Genomic DNA, 25,241 nt, shown 5'->3' with positions numbered 1-25,241 from the left:
AATTGCTCCTTACTGTCTTGACTCAGGAATAAGGAACAACAGTGTGATGAGCGATCGCCGTTATCATCGGGGAAAATCTTTCAAAAAGGTGCAATTCTGCCTTGACCCCATCATCCACTCCCACCGGGGTGAGGGGCCATCGATTCCCCACCGAGGGCAATGGGTCCTGGGAACCTTAGTGGCGAGTTTGGGGTTACTGAGTACCTCCGTCCCGGGGGCGATCGCAGTGCAAACTCCAGAAGGGGCGGGGATTGCGGAGACTTCCCTGAGTCAAGCTGCGCCGGAAACGACTCCGAATCAATTCCCCTCCCAACCCCTGACGGAAAACTCAGCGTTGCGCTTAGGGGTGGTTCGCAGTTCGGAAAATGAAGCCCAATGGGAGGCGATCGATGAACGTTTACGGGCGGCAGGATTGGTCTATGAGACGATTGAACTCGATCGCCTGTTGGAGGATTCCCTCTCTACCGAAATTACGGTTCTGTTTATCCCCAATATTTCCACTTGGACGGTTGAACAGGCCCTGGCCCTCGAAAGTTTACTCAGCCAAGGGGTTCAGGCGATCGTCTCCGGACCATTAGGGGTAAATTCGGCAACAGGGGTCCGTCATGCTTTAACCGCTACCCTAGGGGGGACTTGGCAAGGTGAATTGTCCGAACCTACGCCGATGGAACCCCTCTATTGCCGGACTGAAATGCTTTGTCCCTCGAATTGGATTCCCCCAGAGGTGAACCGCATCGCGATTCCTGGGGGAATTTTAGCGCCCAGTGGCTATAACACGGAAGTGATGACGACTTGGGGTCCTGCACCGGGGAATCCAGCGGTTCTGATTAGCGATCGCACCACTTTTTTAGGCTGGGAGTGGGGGAACCATGCGGATGTTGAGTATGATAGCGCCTGGTTACGGGCGGCCCTTGTCCGCAGTGAGGTCCAACGAGGTCCCGTGGTGAATCGCACCATCGCGGGTCAGCCGAATTCCCCAACTCAGCCCCCATCTTCTGCGGTTTCCAGTGAAGCGGAACAATTGCGGGAAGCGGAGGCGCAACGGAGGCAACAGCCAGAAGCGGCCCCCGCCAGCAGTCCAGTTCCCGCACCTGCGCGGCCCTCTCGTGGGGATAGTCTGCCCTCATTGCCCGGGAGTGCGACGCCCTCTCAACCGAGTACGGTACAGGTAGAAACGGTTTCTCCTCCGGGGTTGGATCCGGCGGAAGAAACGGCACCTCCGGGACTCCGGGTGGAACAAGGGCCGTTGCCGATTCCCTCCTTCCAGGCGATCGAGATGCGGCAAGAATTGGAAAATTTGTTAGGACGGGTGGAAAGTGCTTTGATTACCGCCTCAGTCCATACTCAAAGTCCTCAGCAAGCTGGTTCTGAGACGGAAGAGGAGATGAGGGAGAAATTGCCCATCGCCTCTGCATCCCTGGTGACGGTGGGGGAGAAGACGGAGATAGAAACTGCTGAGGCGATCGCCTCGGCGGAACAGGCGTTTCTTCCCACTCAGGAGGCGATCGTCACGGCGCGATCGTTGCTGTTGGAATTTCCCCAATTGGTTCAAGAACAAGACTATGCCGGTGCCCGCGCTAAATGGGTGGAAATTCGGGACCTACTTTGGGAAAACTATCCCACCAATGGCGTACTCGCGCAACCGGAAATCCGTGCGATCTGGTTAGATCGTGGTTCCATTGTGCGGGCGGGTTCAGAACAGGGTCTCACCCGGATTTTTGACAATCTCGCTGCTACGGGAATTAATACAGTCTTTTTTGAAACCATCAATGCTGGATATCCCATTTATCCCTCCCAGGTAGCGCCGCAGCAGAATCCTTTGATTGGAAATTGGGACCCCCTAGCTTCAGCGGTCAAATTGGCTCACGATCGCGGCATGGAGTTACACGCTTGGATTTGGACCTTTGCTGCCGGGAATCAGCGACACAATGTTTTACTCAATTTAGACCCCAATTATCCCGGTCCTGTGATTGCCGCTCATCCCGATTGGGCCGGTTATACTAATGAGGGACAGATGATACCCCGAGGGCAAACCAAGCCTTTTCTGGACCCGGCAAATCCCGAAGTTCGGAGTTATTTGTTGAGTCTTTTAGAGGAAATTACGACCCGGTATGACGTGGATGGGGTGCAGTTAGATTATATTCGCTATCCTTTTCAAGACCCGAGTGCGGAACGCAGTTATGGATATGGAAAGGTTGCACGGCAGGAGTTTCAGAACTTAACCGGCGTGGACCCGATGACGATTAGTCCGGGCGATCGGGATTTGTGGCAGCAATGGACTGATTTTCGAGTCCGTCAAATTGATACATTTGTCTCAGAAGCGTCTCAACGGTTGCGGGCGCTGCGTTCGGATTTAATCTTGTCCGTGGCAGTGTTTCCCTTGAATCCTCACGATCGCCGCAACAAAATTCAACAAAATTGGGAAGAATGGGCCCGTCGCGGGGAAGTTGACTTAATTGTTCCCATGACTTATGCAATGGATACCAACCGCCTGGAACAGTTAGCACAACCTTGGATTAATCAGGAGGATTTGGGGGCAGCTTTAATCTTACCGGCAATTCGTCTGTTGGATCTCCCAGAGATTATTGCAGTAGACCAAATCCAGGCATTAAGGAATCAGTCTGTGGGAGGATATGCGCTATTTGCAGCGGAAAATCTTAACCCCGTGTTAAATGGGATTTTTCAGCGGACTCAAGGACCTTCTGCTTTAGGCGATCGCACTCCCATTCCCTACCGCGAACCCTTTGCCACCGCCGCTGCGCGATTTACTGGATTGCAACGAGAATGGCAATTTTTGCGGGATACCGAAGCGTTATCCATGAGAGAGACTGACTTTAACAAGTTTGATGAGAAGGGATTGCAATTAACTCAAGCCCTAGAACAGTTAACGAGTGATCCTTCCGCCCCCAATCTGGAGCAAGCCCGTTCAGTTTTGAGGGAATTTCGCGGCCAGTTTCCCCGTTGGATGAATCTCTATTCTTTGCAAAAACCTTATCAAATTCAAACCTGGGAAAATCGCCTCCAAACTCTGGAAGATTTATTAAATTACGGCGATCAATTCCTCTTGCAAAGATAACCCAAAAATAGAGGATTTCACCTTCATTCATCGCTTGTAAACTACCCGCCCAACTCATCTACAAAAGTATGTTTTTCACCTCCGGTCCCCTCCCCTTACCAAGGGGAGGGTTAGGGTGGGGTATTCTGGGTGATGCGCTTCAGCACATCACCAAAAAAGCGGTTTCCCCAGCTTCCATACAGGTGCGATCGCATCCAGGGTTGGGTGAGGTGCGATCGCCTTGATGACCCCACCCTAACCCTCCCCTTGGTAAGGGGAGGGGACCGGATTTGATGACCCCACCCTAACCCTCCCCTTGCCAAGGGGAGGGGACCGGATTTGATGACCCCACCCTAACCCTCCCCTTGCCAAGGGGAGGGGACCGGATTTGTAGTTAATAGTAAGGGGAATCACCATAAAGGTAAAAACCCGAATTTTGTAAGACTTCTTTCCCCCCCCTACAGAGAGAAGGGGGAGAATAAAAAATTTTTTTTATTGCTGAAAGGGGAGAAGAAAAAAAATAGGTTTTAAAATTAATCCACCCGATTTGATATCATATTTAATCCCCTTCTCAAAAGTTAGTTTTAGCGAACAGCCTGCGAAGGCAGGCGTTGTTCGTATAGCCCCAGGCTTGAGCCTGCGGGTTTTTGATATTTTCCTTCTCCAGACTGAAGGAGTTGTCTTCCTAGAGACAGAGGATTTTCTGTGGCCGAAACGATAGCGTAGGGAAAGACTAAATAAATGTCAGCAATCCTTGGTTTATTGCCCTGGGATAAATTCTATCTGAATTTAATCCGATTCTCTCTGAAAATCGAGGGTGAGCGATCGTGCTAACCGTCTGAAGCAAGGGGAATCACCAGGGCGATCGCCGTTAGGAATTGCAGGTTAAAAACTTTGGAGAATTTTATGCCAATCGGAGTCCGAGACGATGTAGCTTACGTCGTTTTGAAAAAAATTAAGGAAAGCAGCGAAAATCAGGAAAAAGCTCAAGTTAACTTAAACCTGAGAGATTTTTCTCAACAAGAAGTTACCCAAAAAGAATTGCTCGACAATTTAGACTACTTGCAGGAAAAAGCCTATATTAACGCTCAGGTTAGTGGCAATTCAGGGGATGCCAATTCACCCTCTCCGATTATTTTGGAACAAGCCACGTTAACCGATAAAGGTCGCCAAACCCTGGCAAAAATGGAGTCTCATTCTCCAGCGGATGGGTTTGGACGTCCCGGGGCTCCCATTGCTACGGAGAATGTGGGATTTCTGGAAAAGGTAATGCTAGAAGCAAACCTGAATGATATCTTTGATGCCCGGGATTTGACCGTGGTGGTCTATCGGGTAATGCGCGATGTAATGACCACCGAAGCTGCCGATCGCGTCGGTGCAGAACTGCATAAGGAAGCCCAACCCACCGCCGATAAAACCCTGCAAATGGAAGTTGCAGATTTGTGGAAAGATACGAATCCCTTTGTAGGATTTATCAGCCGGATTCGTCAGCCTTTAATTATTAAAGACGAGCGCTTTTTATTCCGGATTGCTCAAGAAGGTTCGATGCCGGAATTCACCGATGCAGAAAGAGTGGTTAAAGCCGTATTTTCAGCCACCAAAGAGCAACTTTCCAGTGAGCGAATCGCAGAAATTGCCCAATGGCTACCGGGTAAGGTGAAGCAACTCTGGAATCAAGCCTAACTCTGACGGTTATCCCCATAGGATAACCCCATGAGGCGCAGTCTTCCCACCTTAACCCACCGGGAAGACCGTGCCTCAAACTGTTTCAGGGAAACAGATTGAGGTAGAGTACCCTCTTCATGTAACTTAAATAGGGAAGGGAAGTCTCTACGTCAAATTTAGTCAAGTCAGATTGCGAAATTTTAAGAACCTTGACCCAACTGGGAAAAGCCAGAGGCTGCGATCGCCCAGGGGTGGGAGAATTGAGTAAGGGCAAAGGAGGGATCGGTAGATAATGCCGCAATCCCTTGATAGTAAGGGTTTTTAGTGACTGCTATCACTCCCGCTGACCGATCGCGATCGCGGTATTACACCAAAAACATCACACCCGTCAAGGGGAAAAACACATAAATTAGAGAAGTAAGGAACTATAATTTAACCGTGATTATACTTATGTCCGCCTCTCAGCGATCATCAGAATCTACCATAGGCGAACTGACGGAAAAAATTCTGAATTCTCGTCGAATTAGCCGTCAAGATCAATCCCAATTGATGCGCCTCCTCTGCGGCAGTTATGTTGGAGAACAAGAACAAGACTTAGTGGATAAAATTTATCAAGGATTGCACATGGGATTAATCAAAGTTGTCGATTGAAAAATCAGCCCCAAAACTGATGGGTGTTCAAAAATTAACCGGGCTTTTTTCCTTTATATTTAAACAGACTGTTAATGTTACTTACCACAGGACCTGTTCAACCCGCATAAAGCCCGCAAATTCGGCTTAGAGTGCTGCAATGCCAGGGTTCCTGACTCGGGTCAGTTTCTCTCTACTTTTATTAGACTGATTTCACAACCCTCTCAAGTCCCGCAAATTGTCACGGATTCTTGATGTTGGGCAAGGCTTCCTCGAAACTCTACGGCAACCATTGCGTATTGTGTCACAGGTTCTTGATATCAAAAAAACCTTCAAACCCAACCCAATCTTATAATCGGGGTTTTTTTCATTAGATTTCTTGCAAAAAAAAAGGGGTGATCCCCCTCCCGTCCCCCTTTTTAAGGGGGAGGCTAGAGGAATAAATATTTAATTACCGGGGGAGGCGAGAAGAATAAATATTAGACCTCTTGCATCAATACTCTTAAGCCCCCTTAATAAGGGGGGTTGGGGGGATCAATCCGAAATAAAACCAAAAGATCTATTGAATGACTGGGTACTTTTTAGAATTAGGCAAAAAGTTCATTAAATAATGCTGCATTTAATTTCAATTTGTTTCATTTTGAATTTTATAGTTTTTTCTGCCCCAAACTATCCTAAACTAGAAAAGATCCTCGTTTAATCACGTTTGAGGCTCAGTTATGGCATATCTGTGTAACCTGGGGAACGGCCAGCAGGTTTTTGTGTACAATCAGGATAATCAAACGATTGTGACCCTCAGTGGGACTCGTCCCGGTCAACAGCAACAATCAAGTAACGGATTTTCAACAGGAAAATGGACTGCCCTCCCGATTTTATATCGCAATGACGGGGGCTTTATTTTGCGAATAGAAAGCGATCGCGGTCCCCATTATGTGCAATTGCAAGGGACCTCGATGAGTGCGATCGGTACTCCCCCCAATTTAGAAACGGCTGAAGTTCTCCCAATGCAAACCGTAGAAAATTCCCCAGGGGAAACAATGGAACCCATGAAACCCATGAAACCAATGGAACCCCTAAAACCAATGGAACCCCTGAAACCGATGAAAATGGGGGATATGGAAATGCGAATGAATCCAATGGAAATGCGCATGGGAAATATGTCCATGAGTATGGGAGAAAACCCCCCCTCATACCGGCAGAATTTCTGTCCCCAATGTGGTGCTCCCGTGAAAGAAAATGACCGATTTTGTGCGAATTGTGGTCATGGGTTATCCTAGGCGATCGCCCGCTTAATTCCCCCCATTTCTTCTTTCCACTACACTCTCCCTGTGTCACCCTAAATGTCTGTTAAAGTTGCCCTCAACCATCAAACCCTCTACCGTTTTGATCGCCCTACAATTTTGGGCCCCCATGTCCTCCGATTGCGTCCTTCTCCCCATTGCCGGACCCCGATTCAAAGTTATGCTTTAACCCTTGAACCGGATAATCATTCCCTCTATTGGCGACAAGGGGTCTTCGGTGATTTTATGGCGCGAGTTAACTTTCCGGAAATAACCAGTCACCTTCATATTCACGTTGATTTAATCGCCGAACTTCATCCGATCAATCCCTTTGATTTTTTAGTTGAACAGTACGCCGGTTCCTACCCCTTTACCTACGACGAACAACTCGCCGCCGAATTGCAACCCTGTTTACAAATTCAAGAAGCAGGACCTTTATTAACCGCTTGGGTCAATCAACTAGAAACCTCCAATCCCTTCATCACTACCTTTATTGGCAACCTCAGTCAAAAACTCCAACAAGATATCGCCTATACCGTCCGATTTGAACCGGGAATTCAAACCTGTGAAGAAACCCTCTCCAAACGCCTCGGTTCCTGTCGTGATACTGCTTGGTTATTAGTCCAAATTTTGCGACATTGTGGGTTAGCGGCACGATTTGTTTCCGGCTATTTAATCCAACTCAAACCGGATCAAACCCCCTTAGAAGGTCCTCCAGGACCCGAGGCAGATAAAGCCGATTTGCACGCTTGGGCGGAAGTATATCTTCCCGGGGCGGGATGGATTGGACTCGACCCCACCTCGGGAATCCTCACCGCCGAGGGACATATTCCCCTTGCTGCGGCGGCAGACCCCAAAAATGCCGAACCCGTCACCGGGTCAATCGGTCCTTGTGAGAGCGACTTAACCTATTCAGTCACTGTAACCCGGATTGAAGAACAACCCAGGGTAACTCAACCTTATACCGAGGAACAATGGCAAGCCATTACCCAGTTAGGGGAGGTAGTCGAGGCGCAGTTACAAGGGGCAGATGTGCGATTAACGATGGGGGGAGAACCTACCTTTGTTTCCCAGGGCGATCGCGAGTCGTCCCAATGGCACACCGGGGCCCTAGGGGAAGAAAAGCGCCAATTAGCTGAGGTTTTGCTGTCCCAATTACGCAGTCGCTTCGCCCCCGGCGGACTCTTGCATGAGGGTCAAGGTAAGTGGTATCCTGGGGAACCCCTACCCCGTTGGGCATTAGGCTGTTATTGGCGCAAAGATGGGATTCCAATTTGGCGCAGTCCCCGGGTCCCCGAAAATACTGATACAAACTATACCGCCCAAGATGCAAAAATTTTGATCACCGCAGTCGCCCAACGGTTAGGGGTGGATCGGAACTGTGTCGTGGCTGCTTATGACAAAAATCCAGAAAAAGACCTCTGTGCTTATGTTCTGCCCTTAATTTGGACTAAAATAGAGGAAAACGAGGGCTGGGTAACAGGTCCTTGGCATCCTCCCGGCGATCGCCTATACTTAATTTCCGGAGATTCTCCCGCTGGGTTTCGGTTACCCCTAAGTGCGATGAATTGGGCCTCTGAGGAAGAACTGCAAACCGAAGCCGAAATCAATCCCGAGGACAGTTTTCAGCCACTAGGGGATATTTTTGCCCGAGTTAGCAGTCGGGGAAGTGACAAGGCTCACAAAGTAGATACCGTTAATAGCGTAAAAGTCGCCTTATGTGTGGAAGTGCGACAGGGAAAATTATACTGTTTTATGCCCCCGATTAGTGCGGCAGAAAACTACCTCGATGCGATCGCCTCCCTCGAAGATGCCGCCACGGAAACGGGCTATTCCATCCATATCGAAGGATTTACCCCACCGCGCGATCGGCGTCTACAAGGCTTTCAAATCACCCCAGACCCTGGCGTAATCGAAGTCAATCTGCATCCTGCCGCCCATTGGCAAGAACTGGTAGAAACTACCACCTGCCTCTACGAAGAAGCCCGTCTCAGCCACCTAGATACAGAAAAATATACCAAAGATGGACTCCGGATCGGCACTGGAGGAGGTTCTCATATCACCTTGGGCGGTCCTAGCCTAGAGGAGAGTCCCTTACTCCGTCGCCCCGACTTACTGCGGAGTTTAATCACTTACTGGCAGCATCATCCCAGCTTATCTTACCTATTTTCCGGCTTATTTATCGGGGCTACCAGCCAATCCCCGAGAGTTGATGAAGGGCGGTATGAAAGTTTATATGAACTAGAAATTGCCCTAGCACATTTAGTCCCTAACACCGAGATTCCCCCCAACGTCATCGATCGCCTATTACGAAACCTCCTGATAGATGTCACCGGCAACACCCATCGCAGTGAGTTTTGCATCGATAAACTGTATCCGGTGGAAAATTGGAAAAATCAACTGGGATTGCTTGAACTACGCGGTTTTGAAATGCCTCCTCACCCGCGCATGGCACTGGTCCTGGGATTACTGATTCGCGCCCTCGTTGCCCGCTTTTGGCACCGACCCTATACCGGAAATTTGGTGCGCTGGGGAACAATGTTACACGATCGCTTTTTATTACCGTATTACATTGCCGCAGACTTTCGAGATATCCTCCGGGAGTTAATCAATAGCGGCTATCCCTTTGAATGGGAATGGTTTGAACCCTTTTTAGAGTTCCGGTTCCCTCGCTATGGGGCGATCGTTCGAGAAGGAGTACAACTGGAACTCCGACGGGCGATCGAACCCTGGTATGTGCTAGGAGAAGAAACCACAACCACAGGCACTGCCAGGTTTGTAGATTCATCAATGGAGCGCATCCAGGTCCTCTTGAAGAATGCCACCCCCGAGAGGCACATTGTCACCTGTAACGGCTATCCCGTACCCTTGCAAGGAACCGATACAGCAGGAGAATGCGTCGCCGGAGTGCGCTATCGCGCCCGCCAAGTGGCAGCAGGACTACATCCCGCGATCGCCCCTCATGTTCCGTTAGTCTTTGATATCGTCGATACCTGGCAGAGGCGATCGCTCGGAGGTTGTACATACTATACCGAACATCCAGGCGGTGTAGACTGGAACACCTACCCCCTCAACTCCCGAGAAGCTCACAGCCGCCTGATCACCCGCTTTCTTCCCTTGGGACATACTCCAGGGGAGATTCAGGTGCGATCGGTTTTACCCAGCCGAGAATATCCTCTCACGTTGGATTTACGGAGGGTGTAGGGAGGACTGGGGGTGAGGTAGCAGCCGGGGGGACCCCACCCTAACCCTCCCCTTGCTAAGGGGAGGGGACCGGAGTTGTAGCCCATATTTTATACAGAAACTAGAATATAAAATAAGTGAGGAATAGCCTAATCTCGCCAGTCTGAAATCCTTAACAACCTGTCACTAATTTCCTTCAATGGTTACAAGGTACTGTCTTCTAAATGATATTCTAACTGCTTGGTTCTCACCTCCGTCAATCGACTTTGACAAATATTAAACCCCGCATTTCCCCCACCACTGCGCTCAAAAGCACAGAGGGAATCGCGATATTGAATCCAATCCAATTGTGCCGTCCTTAACTGTTCTTTACGCTCCCCGGAAAGTTCCTTCATCACTTGTTGATAAATCGCATTTAAACGGTTATCAGCGCTTTGATAACTTTGTCCTTGTGCCGGGGGAATTTGTCCTCGACGATACTGATAAAGCTCAGAATTTCTAATCTCCGTTAAATTCGATAAACAGCCCGATCGCAGCATCGGTTGCATTGACCCCCCTTCTGCTAAACTGCTGTAAAAGGCGCATTCAGAATCGCGAAAAGTAATCCAAGCTCGTTGGGCTGTAACTAATTGTTGCCGCCTGCTATTGGACAGTTGCGGGATGAGTGCTTGATAGATTCGATTCAGTTCGCGATCAGTTGCCTCCCACCGTTGTCCGGCACAAGCATTCATTTCACTTTGACTTTGGGGATTGTCGCAATTGAGTCGGGGTTGAGCGATCGCACTGGGTTGATTCCCCATAGCGGCGATCGTCATCAATCCCACCAAACCCAATCCTCTCAAATTCCGCCAAACTTGACCCCGAGTTATAACTTTCATCTTGGGTTAATTCTCCTGATTCTATGGTTAATGAGACCCTGATTTTTTACCCTAAAACTGAGCCATTACCCTATAAAATTCTACTAATTTTTACTCTAATTATATCAAATTTTTCTCAGGTGTAAAGACTTCTCGCAATCCTTCTGGATCAGGATTGCAGCAAGCACAACTGCAACCCTTGCGCGGGGAAGTCCGATTTGAACACAGAGAAGGGGTGGGTTCTCATAGGGCGATCGCCCTGCCAGCGGAACGCACACACCTGACCAGAAGGGACCTATCCCATCTTTTTGATTCGGCCAGATTTACGGCGATCGGCAACCCCTGATAAAAATCCCGCGTTTTTTATTAAATTAACCTTCGCAAAAATAGTGCAAGGTTTCATTCCAAGATTTTGCCCTCTTCTTAGTCCGACCTAGGGCTAAAAAATCCTTGTATTACAAGCTTTTTGATAATTTAATCTCTGGTCAAGGCTATTGAGCTTTTACCAGGGATTTATTATTTAAAAACTTCGCATTCAGTCCAAATGTTCACCCAAACCTGTACTTTTGGCTAGGGACAGAATCCAAAAACTATGCTAAATTGGGATTTTTACGCTTCCAGTACATTTAACTTGATCAGTTTTCCGGCATTCCCCGGACCACAATTTAAACCTTGAAAGGAGATATTAAATAAGCATAAATCATTTGACTTTAATGAAATATTTTATAAATTTTTCCTAAATATTTGGCTGGCCTTTTAATAAATTGTCCACCTTTATCTACAAGAAATCTAATGATAACCCACAACCAACTCAGGGCGATCGCCTTCTTCCTCCTTCTCTCCTGTCTCACCGGAACCACAAAACCTATCCAAGCACAACCCATCACCCCCGCCGCCGATGACACCGGCACAATTGTCAACCCAGAAGGGCAACAATTTAACATCGAAGGGGGACAACTTTCCAAAGATGGTGCAAATTTATTCCATAGTTTTGAACAATTTGGACTCGACCCCGGACAAGTTGCAAACTTCCTCTCCAACCCCGATATTCAAAATATTTTAGGACGCATCACCGGCGGAGATGCTTCTATTATTAACGGATTAATTCAACTCAGCGGCGGCAACTCCAACCTCTACCTCATGAATCCTGCCGGGATATTATTTGGACCCAACGCTCAATTAAATGTCCCCGCCGATTTTTTCGCCACCACTGCCACCGGCATCGGATTTAGTCAAGGCAATTGGTTCAATGCCATAGGCGATACCCAATGGTCCAACCTAGTCGGAACCCCCTCTCAATTTGTCTTTTCCACCCTCCAACCCGGTGCGATTATTAACCAGGGAAACTTAACCCTAGAACCGGGTAACAACTTAACCCTATTAGGCGGAACCCTCCTCAACACAGGTACTTTATCCGTCCCTGGAGGCAATATAACCATTGCAGCAGTTCCCGGAGAAAGTTTAGTCCGAATTTCTCAAGAGAATCACCTCTTAAGTTTAGACATCCGAACCGGCATATCTGAACTCTCAATTTCCACTCCCCAATCCTTACCAGAATTGCTCACAGGGTCCGGTATCACTCATGCCAATCAAGTCACCGTCAACCCTGATGGTAGTGTGGAATTATCCAATTCAAAAATTCCCATTCCAACCCAAATCGGAGATAATATTGCCGCAGGAACCATCACCACATCCCAAGGACAAATCACCCTTTTAGGAAATCGAGTTGCGGTCATTGATGCCAATATTAACGCATCCGGAACCAATGGCGGAGGAACCGTTTTAATAGGTGGGGACTATCAAGGAAATGGCTCAATTCCGAATGCAATACAAACCTTTATTAGTCCTAATACCACCATTCATGCCGATGCCCTAGAAAGCGGAAATGGGGGACGAGTCATTATTTGGGCCGATGAAACTACCCAATTTTTTGGCAATATCAGCGCCAAAGGTGGCCCAGAATTTGGGGATGGCGGATTTGTAGAAGTCTCAGGATTAGAATTCCTAGAGTATCAGGGTCAAGTTGATACCTTTGCCCCTAATGGAAATCTCGGCACATTATTATTAGATCCCACAAATATAGAAATAGTCGCCGCAGGGACAGGAGAAACATTGAACTTAAATCAAGTCAATGTTTTTAATAAACCTGATATAGGCGCAGATGGGGATACAAAACTTGATGTAACGGCTATCAATGACGCTACCGCTAATGTCATTTTACAAGCCGATAATGATATTACTTTTAGTGCAGCTATTAATAATCCAAATCTAGGAGTAGGACTCAGGGCTGAAGCGGGAAAGAATATTCGAGTCAATGCAGATATTACCCTGAATGGAGGAAATGTTGACTTAATCGCAGATGGGGGAATTGCGATTACCGATGCCACAATTAATACAAGGGGTGGGAATTTCATAGCAACAGGTAATGGGAGTGCTGATACGTTCCGGGAGGGAATTTATCTTAATGCGGGAGTTATAAATGCTGGAGGGGGAAATATTAACATCACAGGAAAAGGATTCGATAATATTAACAATAGTGATAACTATGGCATTTTTATTAATAATAGTAGCAGGGTACAAACTGCCGAAAATGGTACTATTAGATTAGAGGGTACTGGTGGTAACGGTATAAATGCCAACAGAGGAATATTTTTGAATACTAATAGCATTGTCCGATCGCAAAATGGAGGGATAACCTTCCGAGGCAGCGGCAAGGGTACAGGAAACTTCAACATAGGTATTTCACTTGAAGAAAGTAGCACCGTGGAATCCACAGGCGGGGCAATCCGCCTAGAGGGGTGGGGCAGTCAAGATGCAGGAATTAACAGTTCTAACAATTATGGAATTAATTTATTTAATGGGATAACTATAAAGTCGAATAATGGAAATATAACTATTTTAGGAAACAGTGGCCCAGGGGAATATACTGATGGCGTGATTCTTCTTGGAAATAATACAGTGTCAACAGGGGGAACGGGAACAATCGAGCTGATTGGCATAGTTAATAGTAATGGACTGGAAGAAAATGATGGAATATTTCTTCAAGAATCTACTCTGCGATCTGAACAAGGAAATATAAGGCTTTTTGGTAGAGGGAGTGGAACTAGAAATTCCAATAGTGGTATCGATGTGGAGGGTAGCAACATAGAATCAACCAGTGGAGGGATTACTATAGAAGGCATCGGCGGTAATGGTCTCACTGAGAACAGGGGGATATTTGTCAGGCACACTCCAGATACTGTTCCTATCACAACTATTATTAAGTCAGAAAATGGAGATATCACCCTCATCGGGACTGGCGGTGGCAACGGCACGGGAGCATCCAACTCAGGCGTTTCTCTTCAAGGTAGCATTAGATTGGAATCAACAGGTGGGGCGATCGCCATCACCGGCACTGGCGGCACTGGCACGAATCTCAACACTGGGATAGTTATTGATACTGGCACAACCATATCAGGAAACGGAGATATCACCCTCAACGGCACTGGTGGCAAAGGGACGGGACAATACAACCAAGGTGTTACGCTTGAAGGTGGCAACAGGTTGGAATCCCGCGACGGGGCGATCGCCATCGAAGGAACCGGCGGCACTGGCACGCTTGGAAACCTCGGGATATTTGTCGATAGCACAACCTTATTTGCGAATGGAGATATCACCCTCACTGGAAACGGTGGCGATGGGACGGAACAACAGAATGCAGGTGTTGGTCTTACGGGCAGCATTGTGGAATCTAAAGGTGGGGCGATCGCCATCGAAGGGACCGGCGGTGCGGGCACGCATGAGAACATTGGGATAGGAATTAATAATAACACAACCCTATTCGGGAACGGAAATATTATTCTCACTGGCATTGCTGGCGAAGGCACGGGACAAGTTAACCGAGGTGTTCGTCTTTTAGGTGGCAGCCGGATCGAATCCACAAGGGGGGCGATCGCCATCACCGGCACTGGCGGCAGTGGTACAAATAATAATGAGGGAATATTGGTTGATAACAACACAACCATATCAGGAAACGGAGATATTACCCTTACCGGCACTGGCGGCAACGGCACAGAACAAGGCAATATAGGCGTTAGTTTTCAAAATGGCAGCAGGGTGCAATCCACAGGAGGGGCGATCGCTATCGAAGGAACCGGCGGCACTGGTACTAATGATAACGAAGGGATATTTGTTAATACCAATACAACCGTATTAGGAAACGGAGATATTACCCTGACTGGTAAGGGCGGGGGTACGGGAGAATTGAACCCAGGTGTTACGATTTTAGATGGCAGTGTTGTGGAATCCACAGGAGGGGCGATCGCGATTACAGGCACTGGCGGCACTGGTACAAATGGGAATACGGGAATATTTATTGGCACTAATCCAGAAAACACAGAGACTAATACAACCATCAAATCCGGGAATGGAAATATTACTCTCATAGGTACAGGCAATGGTACTGGAGAAAATAATCAAGGGATTTTTCTGTTAACAACTCTCAATAACACCGAACTTGGTAATGTTCCTCCCGTCAGTAACGTTGAATCGACCGGAACTGGTACTATTACCCTGCAAGGGATGGGTGCAAATGGTGTGGAGGGGATTCGGTTAGAGAATAGTTTTATCAATTATCTAGGAACTGGCAGTGGCGATGCCATTTTACGAAGTAACGATATTCGCCTGATAGGTGAGAGTCGCATCTTTACCAATGGGATGCTCACTTTAGAACCGATCGCCCCCGGTGGTGACATATCAATCAATAACACTACCGCTGAGTACGATATCACTACCGAAGAATTGCTCATGTTAGAGGTTCCCCGTGGTATTCTCACCCTGGGTTCGGAAACAGTCGGCAATATTTATCTCGGGTCTTTAGATGAAAGTATTGACCTTACTGATGCTAATTATGACCTAACTCTGAAAACGGGTCAAGGGATTTATGTCTATGGAGGCATTATTACCAATACCCAAAATCTTACCCTAGATGGTGAGGTTAACCTGCTCAATCCGGTTACATTTACCACCGATTCTGGGAATCTTACCTTTACGAATACTATTGATGGAAACTCTAATCTAACTTTAAATTCAGGAATCGGCAATATTGCTATAGAGGGGACTGTAGGCAGTCAAACCGAGTTGGATAACCTCACTATTCTGAATGCCAACAATGTCACGACTGAATCTATAACCGCCGTGAGTTTGACTCAATTGGCGGGGACAGGAAGCACCATCTTTAACGGCGAAATTGTGACAACGGGTCCAAATGGGATTAATCTGACCACGAGTGAAATAACGTTTAACGCTCCGATTACGACAACGGGAGGCGGTGGCGTAACTTTAGACAATGCAGAAATTTTAGAAATTGCGGCACCGTTTAATGTAGAGGGTATCTTCCAGCAAACGGGCATGGGAAGTGTCATCCTCAACAGTGAAATTACAACCAATCATCATAATATTGAGTTTACTGCACCAGTCACCCTAACTGGGGAGGCGAGTTTAAATGCTGGAACGGGGGGTTTAGTTTTCGGTTCCCCTCTGGATGCGGGGAATCATCCCCTCACCTTAACTGCGGGACAAATTGAGTTTAATGGACCCGTTACGGGAAGTAATACGCTGACGCTACAACCGGCAATAACAACCCAGAATATGACCCTGGGAGATAATAATATTGATGCAGAGAGCTTACATCTAACCCGCATGGAGTTGGAGTATATCCAAGATGGATTTACCGCCATTACTATGGGACGTCCTGACTCATCGGGAAGCATTTCTATTGTCAATCCTCTAACCTTTCTTGACCCGGTAACGATAGAAGCAGGTTCGGGAAGAATTGCCGTGAATGAAACAATTACGGGTTCAAATAATGCCGCGATTGCTTTGAAGGCGGCTACGATTGAACTCAATTCTGATATTATCACCGACTATCAGGATATTGCTTTGATTGGGAATGTAATTCTGGACACTGATATTACTCTCGACACAAACAGCGAAGGGGGTGATATTACTGTTGTGGGAAATATTGACAGTAATTCGGTTAATCGAACCCGCGCCAATTTAACGTTAAATGCGGGAACGGGTGCGATTAATCTCCGGGGTAATTTAGGTGAAACAACGCCGTTGCAGAGTGTGACAGTGACGAGTGACAGGGGGACGGTTCAAGGAAATGTGATGACTGATGGGGGGGATATCACCTTTAATGGCGCGATCGCCCTCGCTGAAGCACTACAACTGTCTACTGGAGAAGGCGGGGGGAACATCACCTTTGCTGGAACCGTTGACAGTGAGACGAACTTGGGGCAAAATTTGACCCTAAGTGCTGGGACCGGGACAATTACCTTTAACAGTGCGATCGGCAGTCTGCAACCCTTGGGGAATGTAGATATCTTGAATGCCGGGAATATTACGGCACTGGATACCATTGCTGCCGCCAGTTTCCGCGCCTTGAGTAGCGGAACTATTGCTCTGAATGGAAACTTAACCACCACTGCTGCACCGGGAGTTCAAATCCAGTCGGCAAATCAGCTTACTGTTGCTGATATTACTACCAACGGACAAGCGCTGTCCCTAGAAAGTCAAAACACAAGTATCACCACCGGGAATTTAGATACATCCTCTACAACCACTGGAGGATCAATTACCGTCACCAGTAAGAACGGAGAAATTACTACGGAGAATCTCACCGCATCCGGCGTGACACAGGGGGGAGATATTACCATCATTGCTGAAATTGCCATTACTGCGGGGGAGATTGATTCTAGTGCTACCAGCGGAGATGCCGGGAACGTATTCCTGGACCCGATTGGTGATATCCAAGTCTCTTGGATTAACGCACAAGGGGGAACGAATGGCCGAGGCGGTAATGTATCTATCTCAACCACCGGGGGATATTTCCGCGCTATAGAGTCCTTTGCCAGTGACTATTCTCCCACGGGATTTGCTAGTATTTCCACCGCTGGCGGGACGGGTGGTGGGAATATCACCCTGAACCATGCCGGAGGGAAAGCTGGCAATCCCGTTGCAGGATTTGAAATTGGGAATCCCGTGTTAAACGGCACTGAGGATGTGGTGATTACAGGGACATCTATCCTGAATCAGGGGGAAATCTTTCCAGATTCTTTTACTCGGGGAAATATTACGGTTACAACTGATGATATTACACCCGAACCGGCACTGGAACCGACACCGGAACCCACACCGGAACCCACACTCACAGCGACACCGACAACATCTCAGAACCCCATCCTCCCAGAGACCCTTCCAGAGGAACCCACCTCAACACCGCCACCCCGATCGGAACCGATACCCCCGCAAATTGTCCCCGAGGAACCCATTTCTACAGGGGAACCTCGGGTGATACCTGTAACAACGCCAGAACCTGTGGTAACACCAGAAATTCCCCAGGAACCGGCAGTCAATGATAGTGTGCGACAACCGGAGCCCGTCCAACCCCCGAGAATTAGACCGGCACCAGCGATTACACCGGAACCGATTCTCACAGTTTCTCCCACACCGAGTCTCTCTCCGTTGTCGTCTCCCTTAGAACCGGAATCTGTGGTCAATGTAGGGCTATCGACTGAAATTACCTCAAACGCTGAACCGACTACAGTAGGCGTGGAAGCTGTACCGATCGCCACTATAGAAAGCTCTCTCTCACGGTTACAAGTCTCAGAAGGGTCTAATGACCGGACTGAAGTAGCGATCGCCCCCCTCAAGTTAGATACCCAGATTATGACCCTGGAAGAAGCATTTTCTCGGGAGTTTATGGCCTATTTTAACTATCCTGATGATAGCCTTGAACTCCTATCCCTTGATGAAATCCAGGAAGTGCTCCGAGAAACGGAGGAAATCACCGAAGTCAAAACAGCGGTTATTTATATTATGTTTGGACGAAAGCAGTTGAATGAAAATTCAGCACTGCTTTGTCCTACCAGCGATCGCCTGGAAGATGAACTTGGCGATCGCACGGGGGAACAAGAGTTAGGATGGCCTTGTGACCCCCATCCCGAAGATCCTGTCGAGTTGTTCGTAGTGACGGGAGTTGAAGAACCCCTGCGTTTTCAAATCCCCGAAGCGTATCGCGAATTAGTGGAACAATTGGCTGTGGATTTACGAAACCAAGTCACGGATTTTAAGCTACAGTTTACGGATAATTATTTAGAAACAGCTCAAGCATTACATCACTTAGTCATGGAACCCATTGAACCCGCATTGAAAAAACGCGGCATTCAAAATCTCGTGTTTATTCCTGATGCTGGATTGCGCTCAATTCCTTTTGCTGCACTCCATAACGGAGAAAAATTTCTGATTGAAAATTATAGTATGGCCTTAGTTCCCAGTTTTAGTTTGACTCAACCTCACTATACGAATTTAAAAAATGAACGAGTGCTGGCAATGGGTTCAAGTAAGTTTGAAAATTTACCCCCGTTACCTTCAGTAGAATTGGAATTAAACACGATTATTTGCAACAACCAAGCGAACCGCAATAACTGTTGGCCGGGTGAAGTATTTTTAAACGAAGCATTTACATTTAATACCCTGAATCAGCGGGGAAATTCGGGAGATTTCCGCATGATTCATTTGGCAACTCATGCCGATTTCCAGCCTGGAAACCCGGAAAATTCTTATATCCAATTGGGGGATAAACGGCTTGATTTTACTCAGATGAAGGAGCTACAATGGAGTGAGCCAGACGTTGAATTATTAGTGTTGAGTTCCTGTCGGACTGCGGTAGGAGATGAACAGTCAGAGTTAGGATTTGCCGGATTAGCAGTGCAATCCGGGGTGAAATCGGCGATCGCCTCGGTGTGGTATGTGAATGATGAGGCAACGTTAGGATTAATGAGCGAATTATATCAGCAGTTGCGATCGGCCCCCATTCGGGCGGAAGGATTGCGTCGCGCACAACTGCAACTTTTACGCGGGGAGGTCCGGTTTGAAGGAGGACAATTGGTGGGTTCTGATGCGGCGATCGCCTTGCCGAAGGAATTAGAACATTTGAATGGAATGGACCTTTCTCATCCTTACTATTGGTCCGGATTTATCACAATTGGTAGTCCGTGGTAGCCTTTAAAAATGGCGATTTTTTAACAGCTACTTGCCATTTTTCACAGCTATTTTAGGATTAGATTTCGCCAATATTCTGGATTGATCCCCCCAACCCCCCTTGAATCCCCCTCGCGTCCCCCTTGAATCCCCCTCGCGTCCCCCTTAGATCCCCCTCGCGTCCCCCTTAAGAAGGGGGAAGCCAGAGGAATGAATGTTTATTTATCGGGGGAAGTCAGAGGAATAAATATTTAGTTCTTGGGGGGCTAAAGAGAATTTTGCAAAAATTTATTTTAACAATACTAAAGACTGAAGAATTTGCTCGAATTCCATAGGGGAAATGTTAGTATTCGGCCCACATAAATAGCGGTTTTCTTCTACGCGTACAGCATAATAAGGCGACTGATCGGATCTCCCGGTTGCGGGGAAATTATATAATCCAGGTTGAGGAGTGGTTAATTGTTGAGGACGGGGGGTATTTCTATCTCCGGGAATTTGTCCAAATCTAATCTCAACCTCTCCTAAAAGAGCGGTTTGAGTGGTATAATGAAATTCACTATCCGGTCCGCCTAGTCCTCCCCCAATGGCCTCAATCATTAAACAGGTATTGTCTGGGTTCCGATAAATGATTTGATAGGAGGTTCCTTCTCTACATTCGCCACGTTGGGGAATATCGGAGGGACAAAGGTTAATTTTAATTTGAGATAGGCTAAATCCATCGGGGATGTAGGTTGGAACGGCTACGGGAATATTCAGGGCCGCTAATGCGGCTTGGTATTCCGGAGAAAGGGCAATGGATTGGGACTGTAATGGGCGATCGGCATGGAATAAACTAAGGAGACTCAACAGGAAAACAAATCCTAACTGTTGGCGATCGCGTCGGGGTTTAGTTACAGATGTTATCATGGATTTGGGGTAACTTTATAAGGAAACCTAACTGGATTTTAGCAGAATTTAGGTGGGGGTTTAGGGAAGGCGACTGCCTGGGTTAATTGCGATCGCCAATTAAAGCAGAAATGATGGTTTCAAAGAGTTCAGTAGGTTGGGTGGTACAGCCATTTGCACCGAGTCTCTTCGCTTCGCTTTGGTGTTCCGGGAGGATGATGCGATCGTAGAGAATATAAGGCATATAATAGCCCGATCGCCGGAGTTCTTCGAGTAGGGTGTAACCGGCGCGATCGTCTGGGGGACGTTCGATATCAGAGATAATGGCATGATAAGGACTCGCTTTTATCTTGGCGATCGCCTCTTCGGTATTCCGAGAAAAACTACATTGAACCCCTAATACTTCTAAGGCTTTTTGCTCATAACTATTTTCTTCTAAGCCATCATCTACCCATAGCACTTTTTTGGTCAGTAATTCTTCAGAAATTTGAGGGTCAGAAACGCGCTTGATCGCATGAATAATTTTTTGAGATTCATGATTAGCATCGGTATTTTCCCTCCTCTCAGAGGAGTCTTGACTGGATTTCTTCTGTTCCGATGCTGCACCAAGCATCGCTGCCGACTCCAGTTGCCGAGTAAAACTCGCCTCCACTCCCGAGGGGCCTGCTTTTAAAGTTAATCCGCTAATATTATTGAGGAGTGTCTTTAAAGAGTCTCCAAAGTAAGTTACGAAAAAAACAGCAAAAGCAGGCCAAATTATAATCTGGATTAGAGAGAGAATTCCATTAAAAATATCGGTTATTGTATCAGATTTCATAATCAACTTAAAACAACATTAATCACTCATTACGAACCTTCCCCTAATCTTTATAACAGAAACTTCAGGGTAAGGTTGGTTCTGACCGAGATTTAATCCTATTATGCCACGGTAACTCCTTCAATGTCATCCTCGGTTAACGCATATAATGCTTGCAGTTTTTCTAGCTTATCTGCGTCTGGATTCCAGAAACCTCGTCCGTGAGCTTCTAGCATTCTTCCTACAATATTGCGGAAGGCTTCAGGATTAGCTTTTCGGAGTTTTTCTGACATTTCTGGGTCAAAAGCATAGGTTTCTGATGCGCCATCGTACACCCAATTATCTGTAAAATCAACGGTCCCTCCCCACCCGATTAAGGCTGTCATTCGTTGAGAGATTTCATACGCACCGCCAGACCCTTGATTTGCCATTGATTCCGCCCATTTTGGATTGAGGAGTTTGGTGCGATATTCTAAGCGTAAGAGGTCTTCTAATTTACGGGGGGTGGTATCTTTAGAGAAGCTTTCAATTAAGCTGGCGGTGACTTTTTTGCCACTTTGGGTTTCGGCGGCGCGTTTTAATCCGCCGGTGTTGGCATAATATTCCTGAATGTCGGTGAGTCCATATTCGACGGAATCAATTTCTTGGACAATGCGATCGCTCGTTTTAAGTAACTGTTGCAACACTTCCGGACGCGCTTTACCTTTATCTTTCCGTCCGTAACTAAAAGCATTGCGACTTTCCCAAGTTTTGGCTAATTCATCGCCGGATTCCCAATTTCTATCGATAACTTGGTCATTCACTAAAGACCCAAAATCTCCGGCGGGATTAGAAAATAACCGGGCAGAAACATTTTCAATTCCCTGTAATTTTAAATCTAAAGCGTGTTTGCGGATAAAGTTTTTGTCTTCCGGTTCATCGGCTTGAGAAGCCCGTAAAAATAAGTCATCTAACAGTTCAATAATGTTGACGAAGCTATCGCGAAAGATGCCGGAGAGATTGGCTAAAATATCGATGCGCGGATGATTTAGTTGGTCTAAGGGTTGAAGTTCATAGCGGACAATCCGTCCGGTTCCTTCTTTGATGGGTTCTGCCCCTACTAATTCTAACAGAATAGCTAGGGATTCACCCCGTGTTTTGATAATATCTAATCCCCATAACATGACGGCTACAGTTTCCGGATATTTTCCGGTTTCTTCCAGATGTTGAGCGATGATTTTTTGGGCAATTTCTCGCCCTCGGCTGTAGGCAGCAGGGGAGGGCATTCGATAGGGGTCTAAGGCATGAATATTTCGTCCTGTAGGTAAGACTCCGGGTCCATCGCGCAATAAATCCCCACCGGGTGCAGGGGGAATATATTCCCCATTTAATCCTCGGATGAGGTTGGTCATTTCGTCGGAGGTTTGCATTAATAATTGGCAAATTTGTACGGCTTCCTCGGGATTAGGGATGAGTTGAGAGAGGGATTCGGGCTTTTTGCCTGTGGTGAGTTCTTCTACGAGTTCCTCCTCCAAGTCTTGGTCAAAATAGGCATTGAGATAAGACTTTAATGCCTCTATATTGGGAGGTTCTCCCAGGGTATGCAGTCCCGATGAAAATAAGCGTTGTTCGACGACTTGTAAATAGTCGTAAATGGTGATAAAATAAGCGTTTAATACCTCTGGGCTAAACATTCTAGCTGTTTCAGGGGTGAAGTCAATGCCTAATTTTTTGGCTTCGGCAAAAGGACAGTCCATTTCCAGGCCAATATCGACAATTTTTTTGGCGATCGCCTCTCGCAATGCCGAATTTTTTGCCGAATCTTCCCGATATTCTCCAATCAATTCCCGCAATGAAACCATTTCTTTGTACAATCCTGCCCGACCATAAGGCGGTACATTATGGGAAATTAACACCCCATATCCCCGCCGTTTGGCTAATATTGACTCCGAGGGATTATTTGCGGCATAAATATAAAGATTCGGCAGATTTCCTAAAAGAATATCCGGCCAAGAATATCCCGTATTTCCCAGGGGAGACCCCGGTAACCATTCGACGGTTCCATGCATTCCAAAATGAACCAATGCTTGGGCCTTAAAATCATGTTGAAGCCATTTATAGAAGGCGGCATACTGAGGGTGAGGGGTCATATCCCGTTCAAACATCAACCGCATGGGGTCGCCGGAAATTCCGAGAGGGGGTTGGACCCCAATCCAAATATTTCCCAACTGAATTCCCCCGATCGCATAGTCATCGCCGTAGGTTTTGATGCCGGTATCAGTGAGAGATTTCCATTGTTTTTCAATCCGCCGGGTGAGGAGATACCCTAACCATTTATCCAGCGTTTTAATATTGACTTTAGTCGGAGTAATGCCTTGCGATCGCGTTAATTTTGTCTCTAGGGGTGACTCATCGGCGACCTTGACCCGGCGGATTAATTCTTCTCCGTCATCGGGTAAATCCCCTACAGTGTAACCGTTATCTTTGAGGGATTGGAGGAAGTTGAGAAGACTGCGGGGAACATTCAGCAAGGCAGCGGTTCCCGTTGCACCATAACCCGGAGGAAATCCATATAAAATAATGGCAATTTTTCGGTCTGCTGGGGGTGTTTTGCGCAGTTCAATCCAGGATTTAATCCGTCCGGTTAACCGCTTGACTCGTTCAGGAATTAAATAAATGTCTTCCCCTACTAAACCGCCGAGGGGGACAGTATCGATCGCCCCATCGAGTTCGGGTAAGGCATATAATACGACACTTTGCAATCCCCCAATGCCTTGGCGAGTCCAGGAATGGATATCTTGAATTAATAACGGTGCTGCGATAAAATAAGGGAGATTTTTAATGCCTAAAATACCTTTTGCTACTTCAATTTGTCGTCCTGCTTCCATTGAACCTGCCGGACCTCCAACTAAGGGAAATCCAATGGTAGAAACAATCGCATCGACTTCAACTGCTTCGGCAGATAAGGATCGGGTTTGATTATTTCCCTGTTGTCGTTGCCAGGTTTCATCGGCGGATGTCATCCAATCCCGAACGGCAACATGACCCTCAACACCATTAATAAAAATCGGCAGTGGAATTAACCCCGCTTGTTCAAACTGTCTAATTAATTGAGGAATATAAGCTTGCTGAGTGATAACGTGCTTACGATAAAGGAGAATTCCCACAACGGGACTCTCCGAGGATAGATTTTGAGTGTGATACCACTCTAAATAATGGCGGGGAGACTCAAAATAACCTGAATATTCGGGATGGAGTAATCCCATGTTAGGAGTCTCTATTGGAGGGGGAATTTCCCCAACGGTTAATCCTAGATATTTTTCGGCCAAAGTCCAACACATAGCGGCCACATTCTCTGCACCCCCGGCATTCCAATATCCATAAATAATCAGCCAATTGCGGAGATCTTGGACTTTTTGAAGTGGAACATATTTGAGCAGTTTAGGTCCGGTTTTGAGAAAACTAATATATCCAGCGAGTTTATCTTCTTCTCTACCACTAGAAAACTTACTCAAAATAAATTGAACAGGTTTCGGCATTCCTTTGGGTTTGTCCCCGATCGCAAATTTTCCTAACTGCGTTAAACTCATCAGTTCCAAGGCAGACTCGAACACCAGGCGAATGGAAATATGCTGAACTTTTTCCCGCAATTCAATGACGCAATCATAATCAAAAATTAAGCTGGCAAAAAATACATCTGCCTCTTGAAGTGCCCTGGCAACCCCGTCCGCTTTGTCCGTGAGATCTCGGTCACTAAAAACCTGAATATTCAATTCAGGACAACGCGACATTGCCACCTGTGCTGCCTGCCGGTACAACTCAGCGTTAAACGATTCAAATCCTGCAATTAAAACAATCCGTTTCATAAATTTAGTTAATTAATTTTT

At 46.9% G+C, this 25,241-nt stretch carries 12 protein-coding genes; 7 read left to right on the top strand and 5 right to left on the bottom strand.

Annotation, left to right across the window (positions count from 1 at the left end):
• The first annotated feature begins 46 nt into the window (after positions 1-46).
• Complete coding sequence (locus NG796_RS10820) at positions 47-3,076, top strand: family 10 glycosylhydrolase (protein WP_261206611.1); 3,030 nt, start codon at positions 47-49, stop codon at positions 3,074-3,076.
• A gap of 110 nt (positions 3,077-3,186) precedes the next feature.
• Here NG796_RS10820 and NG796_RS10815 read toward each other — a convergent pair whose 3' ends face one another.
• On the bottom strand, positions 3,187-3,309 hold the full coding sequence (locus NG796_RS10815) for a hypothetical protein (RefSeq protein WP_261206610.1): 123 nt from the start codon (positions 3,307-3,309) through the stop codon (positions 3,187-3,189).
• Positions 3,310-3,961: 652 nt separating this feature from the next.
• Between NG796_RS10815 and NG796_RS10810 the strand changes: the two genes are divergently transcribed.
• The 4 genes from NG796_RS10810 (at position 3,962) to NG796_RS10795 (ending at position 9,834) form a co-directional block, all read left to right on the top strand.
• On the top strand, positions 3,962-4,738 hold the full coding sequence (locus NG796_RS10810) for a DUF2267 domain-containing protein (RefSeq protein ID WP_261206608.1): 777 nt from the start codon (positions 3,962-3,964) through the stop codon (positions 4,736-4,738).
• A 432-nt stretch (positions 4,739-5,170) separates the two neighbouring features.
• Positions 5,171-5,371 (top strand): hypothetical protein, encoded by a 201-nt coding sequence (locus NG796_RS10805; protein ID WP_261206606.1) that lies wholly within the window; start codon positions 5,171-5,173, stop codon positions 5,369-5,371.
• A 698-nt stretch (positions 5,372-6,069) separates the two neighbouring features.
• The gene (locus NG796_RS10800) at positions 6,070-6,627 is read left to right on the top strand and encodes a zinc ribbon domain-containing protein (protein WP_261206605.1); all 558 of its coding nucleotides are present in this window, start codon (positions 6,070-6,072) and stop codon (positions 6,625-6,627) included.
• Positions 6,628-6,690: 63 nt separating this feature from the next.
• Positions 6,691-9,834, top strand: a complete 3,144-nt coding sequence (locus tag NG796_RS10795) for a DUF2126 domain-containing protein (RefSeq protein WP_261206604.1) — start codon at positions 6,691-6,693, stop codon at positions 9,832-9,834.
• A 182-nt stretch (positions 9,835-10,016) separates the two neighbouring features.
• Here NG796_RS10795 and NG796_RS10790 read toward each other — a convergent pair whose 3' ends face one another.
• Positions 10,017-10,691 carry a lysozyme inhibitor LprI family protein gene (locus tag NG796_RS10790; RefSeq protein ID WP_261206603.1) on the bottom strand — a complete coding sequence of 225 codons (675 nt, stop codon included), beginning with the start codon at positions 10,689-10,691 and terminating at the stop codon, positions 10,017-10,019.
• 154 nt (positions 10,692-10,845) lie between these two features.
• Between NG796_RS10790 and NG796_RS10785 the strand changes: the two genes are divergently transcribed.
• Together NG796_RS10785 and NG796_RS10780 are read left to right on the top strand one after the other, a co-directional pair.
• Complete coding sequence (locus tag NG796_RS10785) at positions 10,846-11,016, top strand: hypothetical protein (protein ID WP_261206602.1); 171 nt, start codon at positions 10,846-10,848, stop codon at positions 11,014-11,016.
• A gap of 446 nt (positions 11,017-11,462) precedes the next feature.
• Positions 11,463-19,715: a CHAT domain-containing protein gene (locus tag NG796_RS10780; protein ID WP_261206601.1), complete on the top strand. Its 8,253-nt coding sequence runs from the start codon at positions 11,463-11,465 to the stop codon at positions 19,713-19,715.
• A gap of 267 nt (positions 19,716-19,982) precedes the next feature.
• Here the strand turns inward: NG796_RS10780 and NG796_RS10775 are convergent, their stop codons facing one another.
• The 3 genes from NG796_RS10775 to bchH form a co-directional block, all read right to left on the bottom strand.
• Positions 19,983-20,600 carry a hypothetical protein gene (locus NG796_RS10775; RefSeq protein WP_261206600.1) on the bottom strand — a complete coding sequence of 206 codons (618 nt, stop codon included), beginning with the start codon at positions 20,598-20,600 and terminating at the stop codon, positions 19,983-19,985.
• Positions 20,601-20,682: 82 nt separating this feature from the next.
• On the bottom strand, positions 20,683-21,396 hold the full coding sequence (locus NG796_RS10770) for a response regulator (protein WP_261206599.1): 714 nt from the start codon (positions 21,394-21,396) through the stop codon (positions 20,683-20,685).
• Positions 21,397-21,497: 101 nt separating this feature from the next.
• Complete coding sequence (gene bchH / locus NG796_RS10765) at positions 21,498-25,220, bottom strand: magnesium chelatase subunit H (RefSeq protein ID WP_261206598.1); 3,723 nt, start codon at positions 25,218-25,220, stop codon at positions 21,498-21,500.
• Between the last annotated feature and the right edge of the window lie 21 nt (positions 25,221-25,241).

Origin of the sequence: Laspinema sp. D2d (genome assembly GCF_025370755.1) — a bacterium.
GTDB lineage: Bacteria > Cyanobacteriota > Cyanobacteriia > Cyanobacteriales > Laspinemataceae > Laspinema.
This window is presented reverse-complemented; position numbering and strand designations above follow the sequence as displayed.

Coding starts and splice junctions, on each gene's coding strand:
- NG796_RS10810 (WP_261206608.1), top strand. CDS start 3,962: ATGCCAATCGGAGTCCGAGACGATGTAGCTTACGTCGTTTTGAAAAAA.
- NG796_RS10790 (WP_261206603.1), bottom strand. CDS start 10,691: ATGAAAGTTATAACTCGGGGTCAAGTTTGGCGGAATTTGAGAGGATTG.
- bchH (WP_261206598.1), bottom strand. CDS start 25,220: ATGAAACGGATTGTTTTAATTGCAGGATTTGAATCGTTTAACGCTGAG.
- NG796_RS10820 (WP_261206611.1), top strand. CDS start 47: ATGAGCGATCGCCGTTATCATCGGGGAAAATCTTTCAAAAAGGTGCAA.
- NG796_RS10775 (WP_261206600.1), bottom strand. CDS start 20,600: ATGATAACATCTGTAACTAAACCCCGACGCGATCGCCAACAGTTAGGA.
- NG796_RS10800 (WP_261206605.1), top strand. CDS start 6,070: ATGGCATATCTGTGTAACCTGGGGAACGGCCAGCAGGTTTTTGTGTAC.
- NG796_RS10780 (WP_261206601.1), top strand. CDS start 11,463: ATGATAACCCACAACCAACTCAGGGCGATCGCCTTCTTCCTCCTTCTC.
- NG796_RS10805 (WP_261206606.1), top strand. CDS start 5,171: ATGTCCGCCTCTCAGCGATCATCAGAATCTACCATAGGCGAACTGACG.
- NG796_RS10770 (WP_261206599.1), bottom strand. CDS start 21,396: ATGAAATCTGATACAATAACCGATATTTTTAATGGAATTCTCTCTCTA.
- NG796_RS10795 (WP_261206604.1), top strand. CDS start 6,691: ATGTCTGTTAAAGTTGCCCTCAACCATCAAACCCTCTACCGTTTTGAT.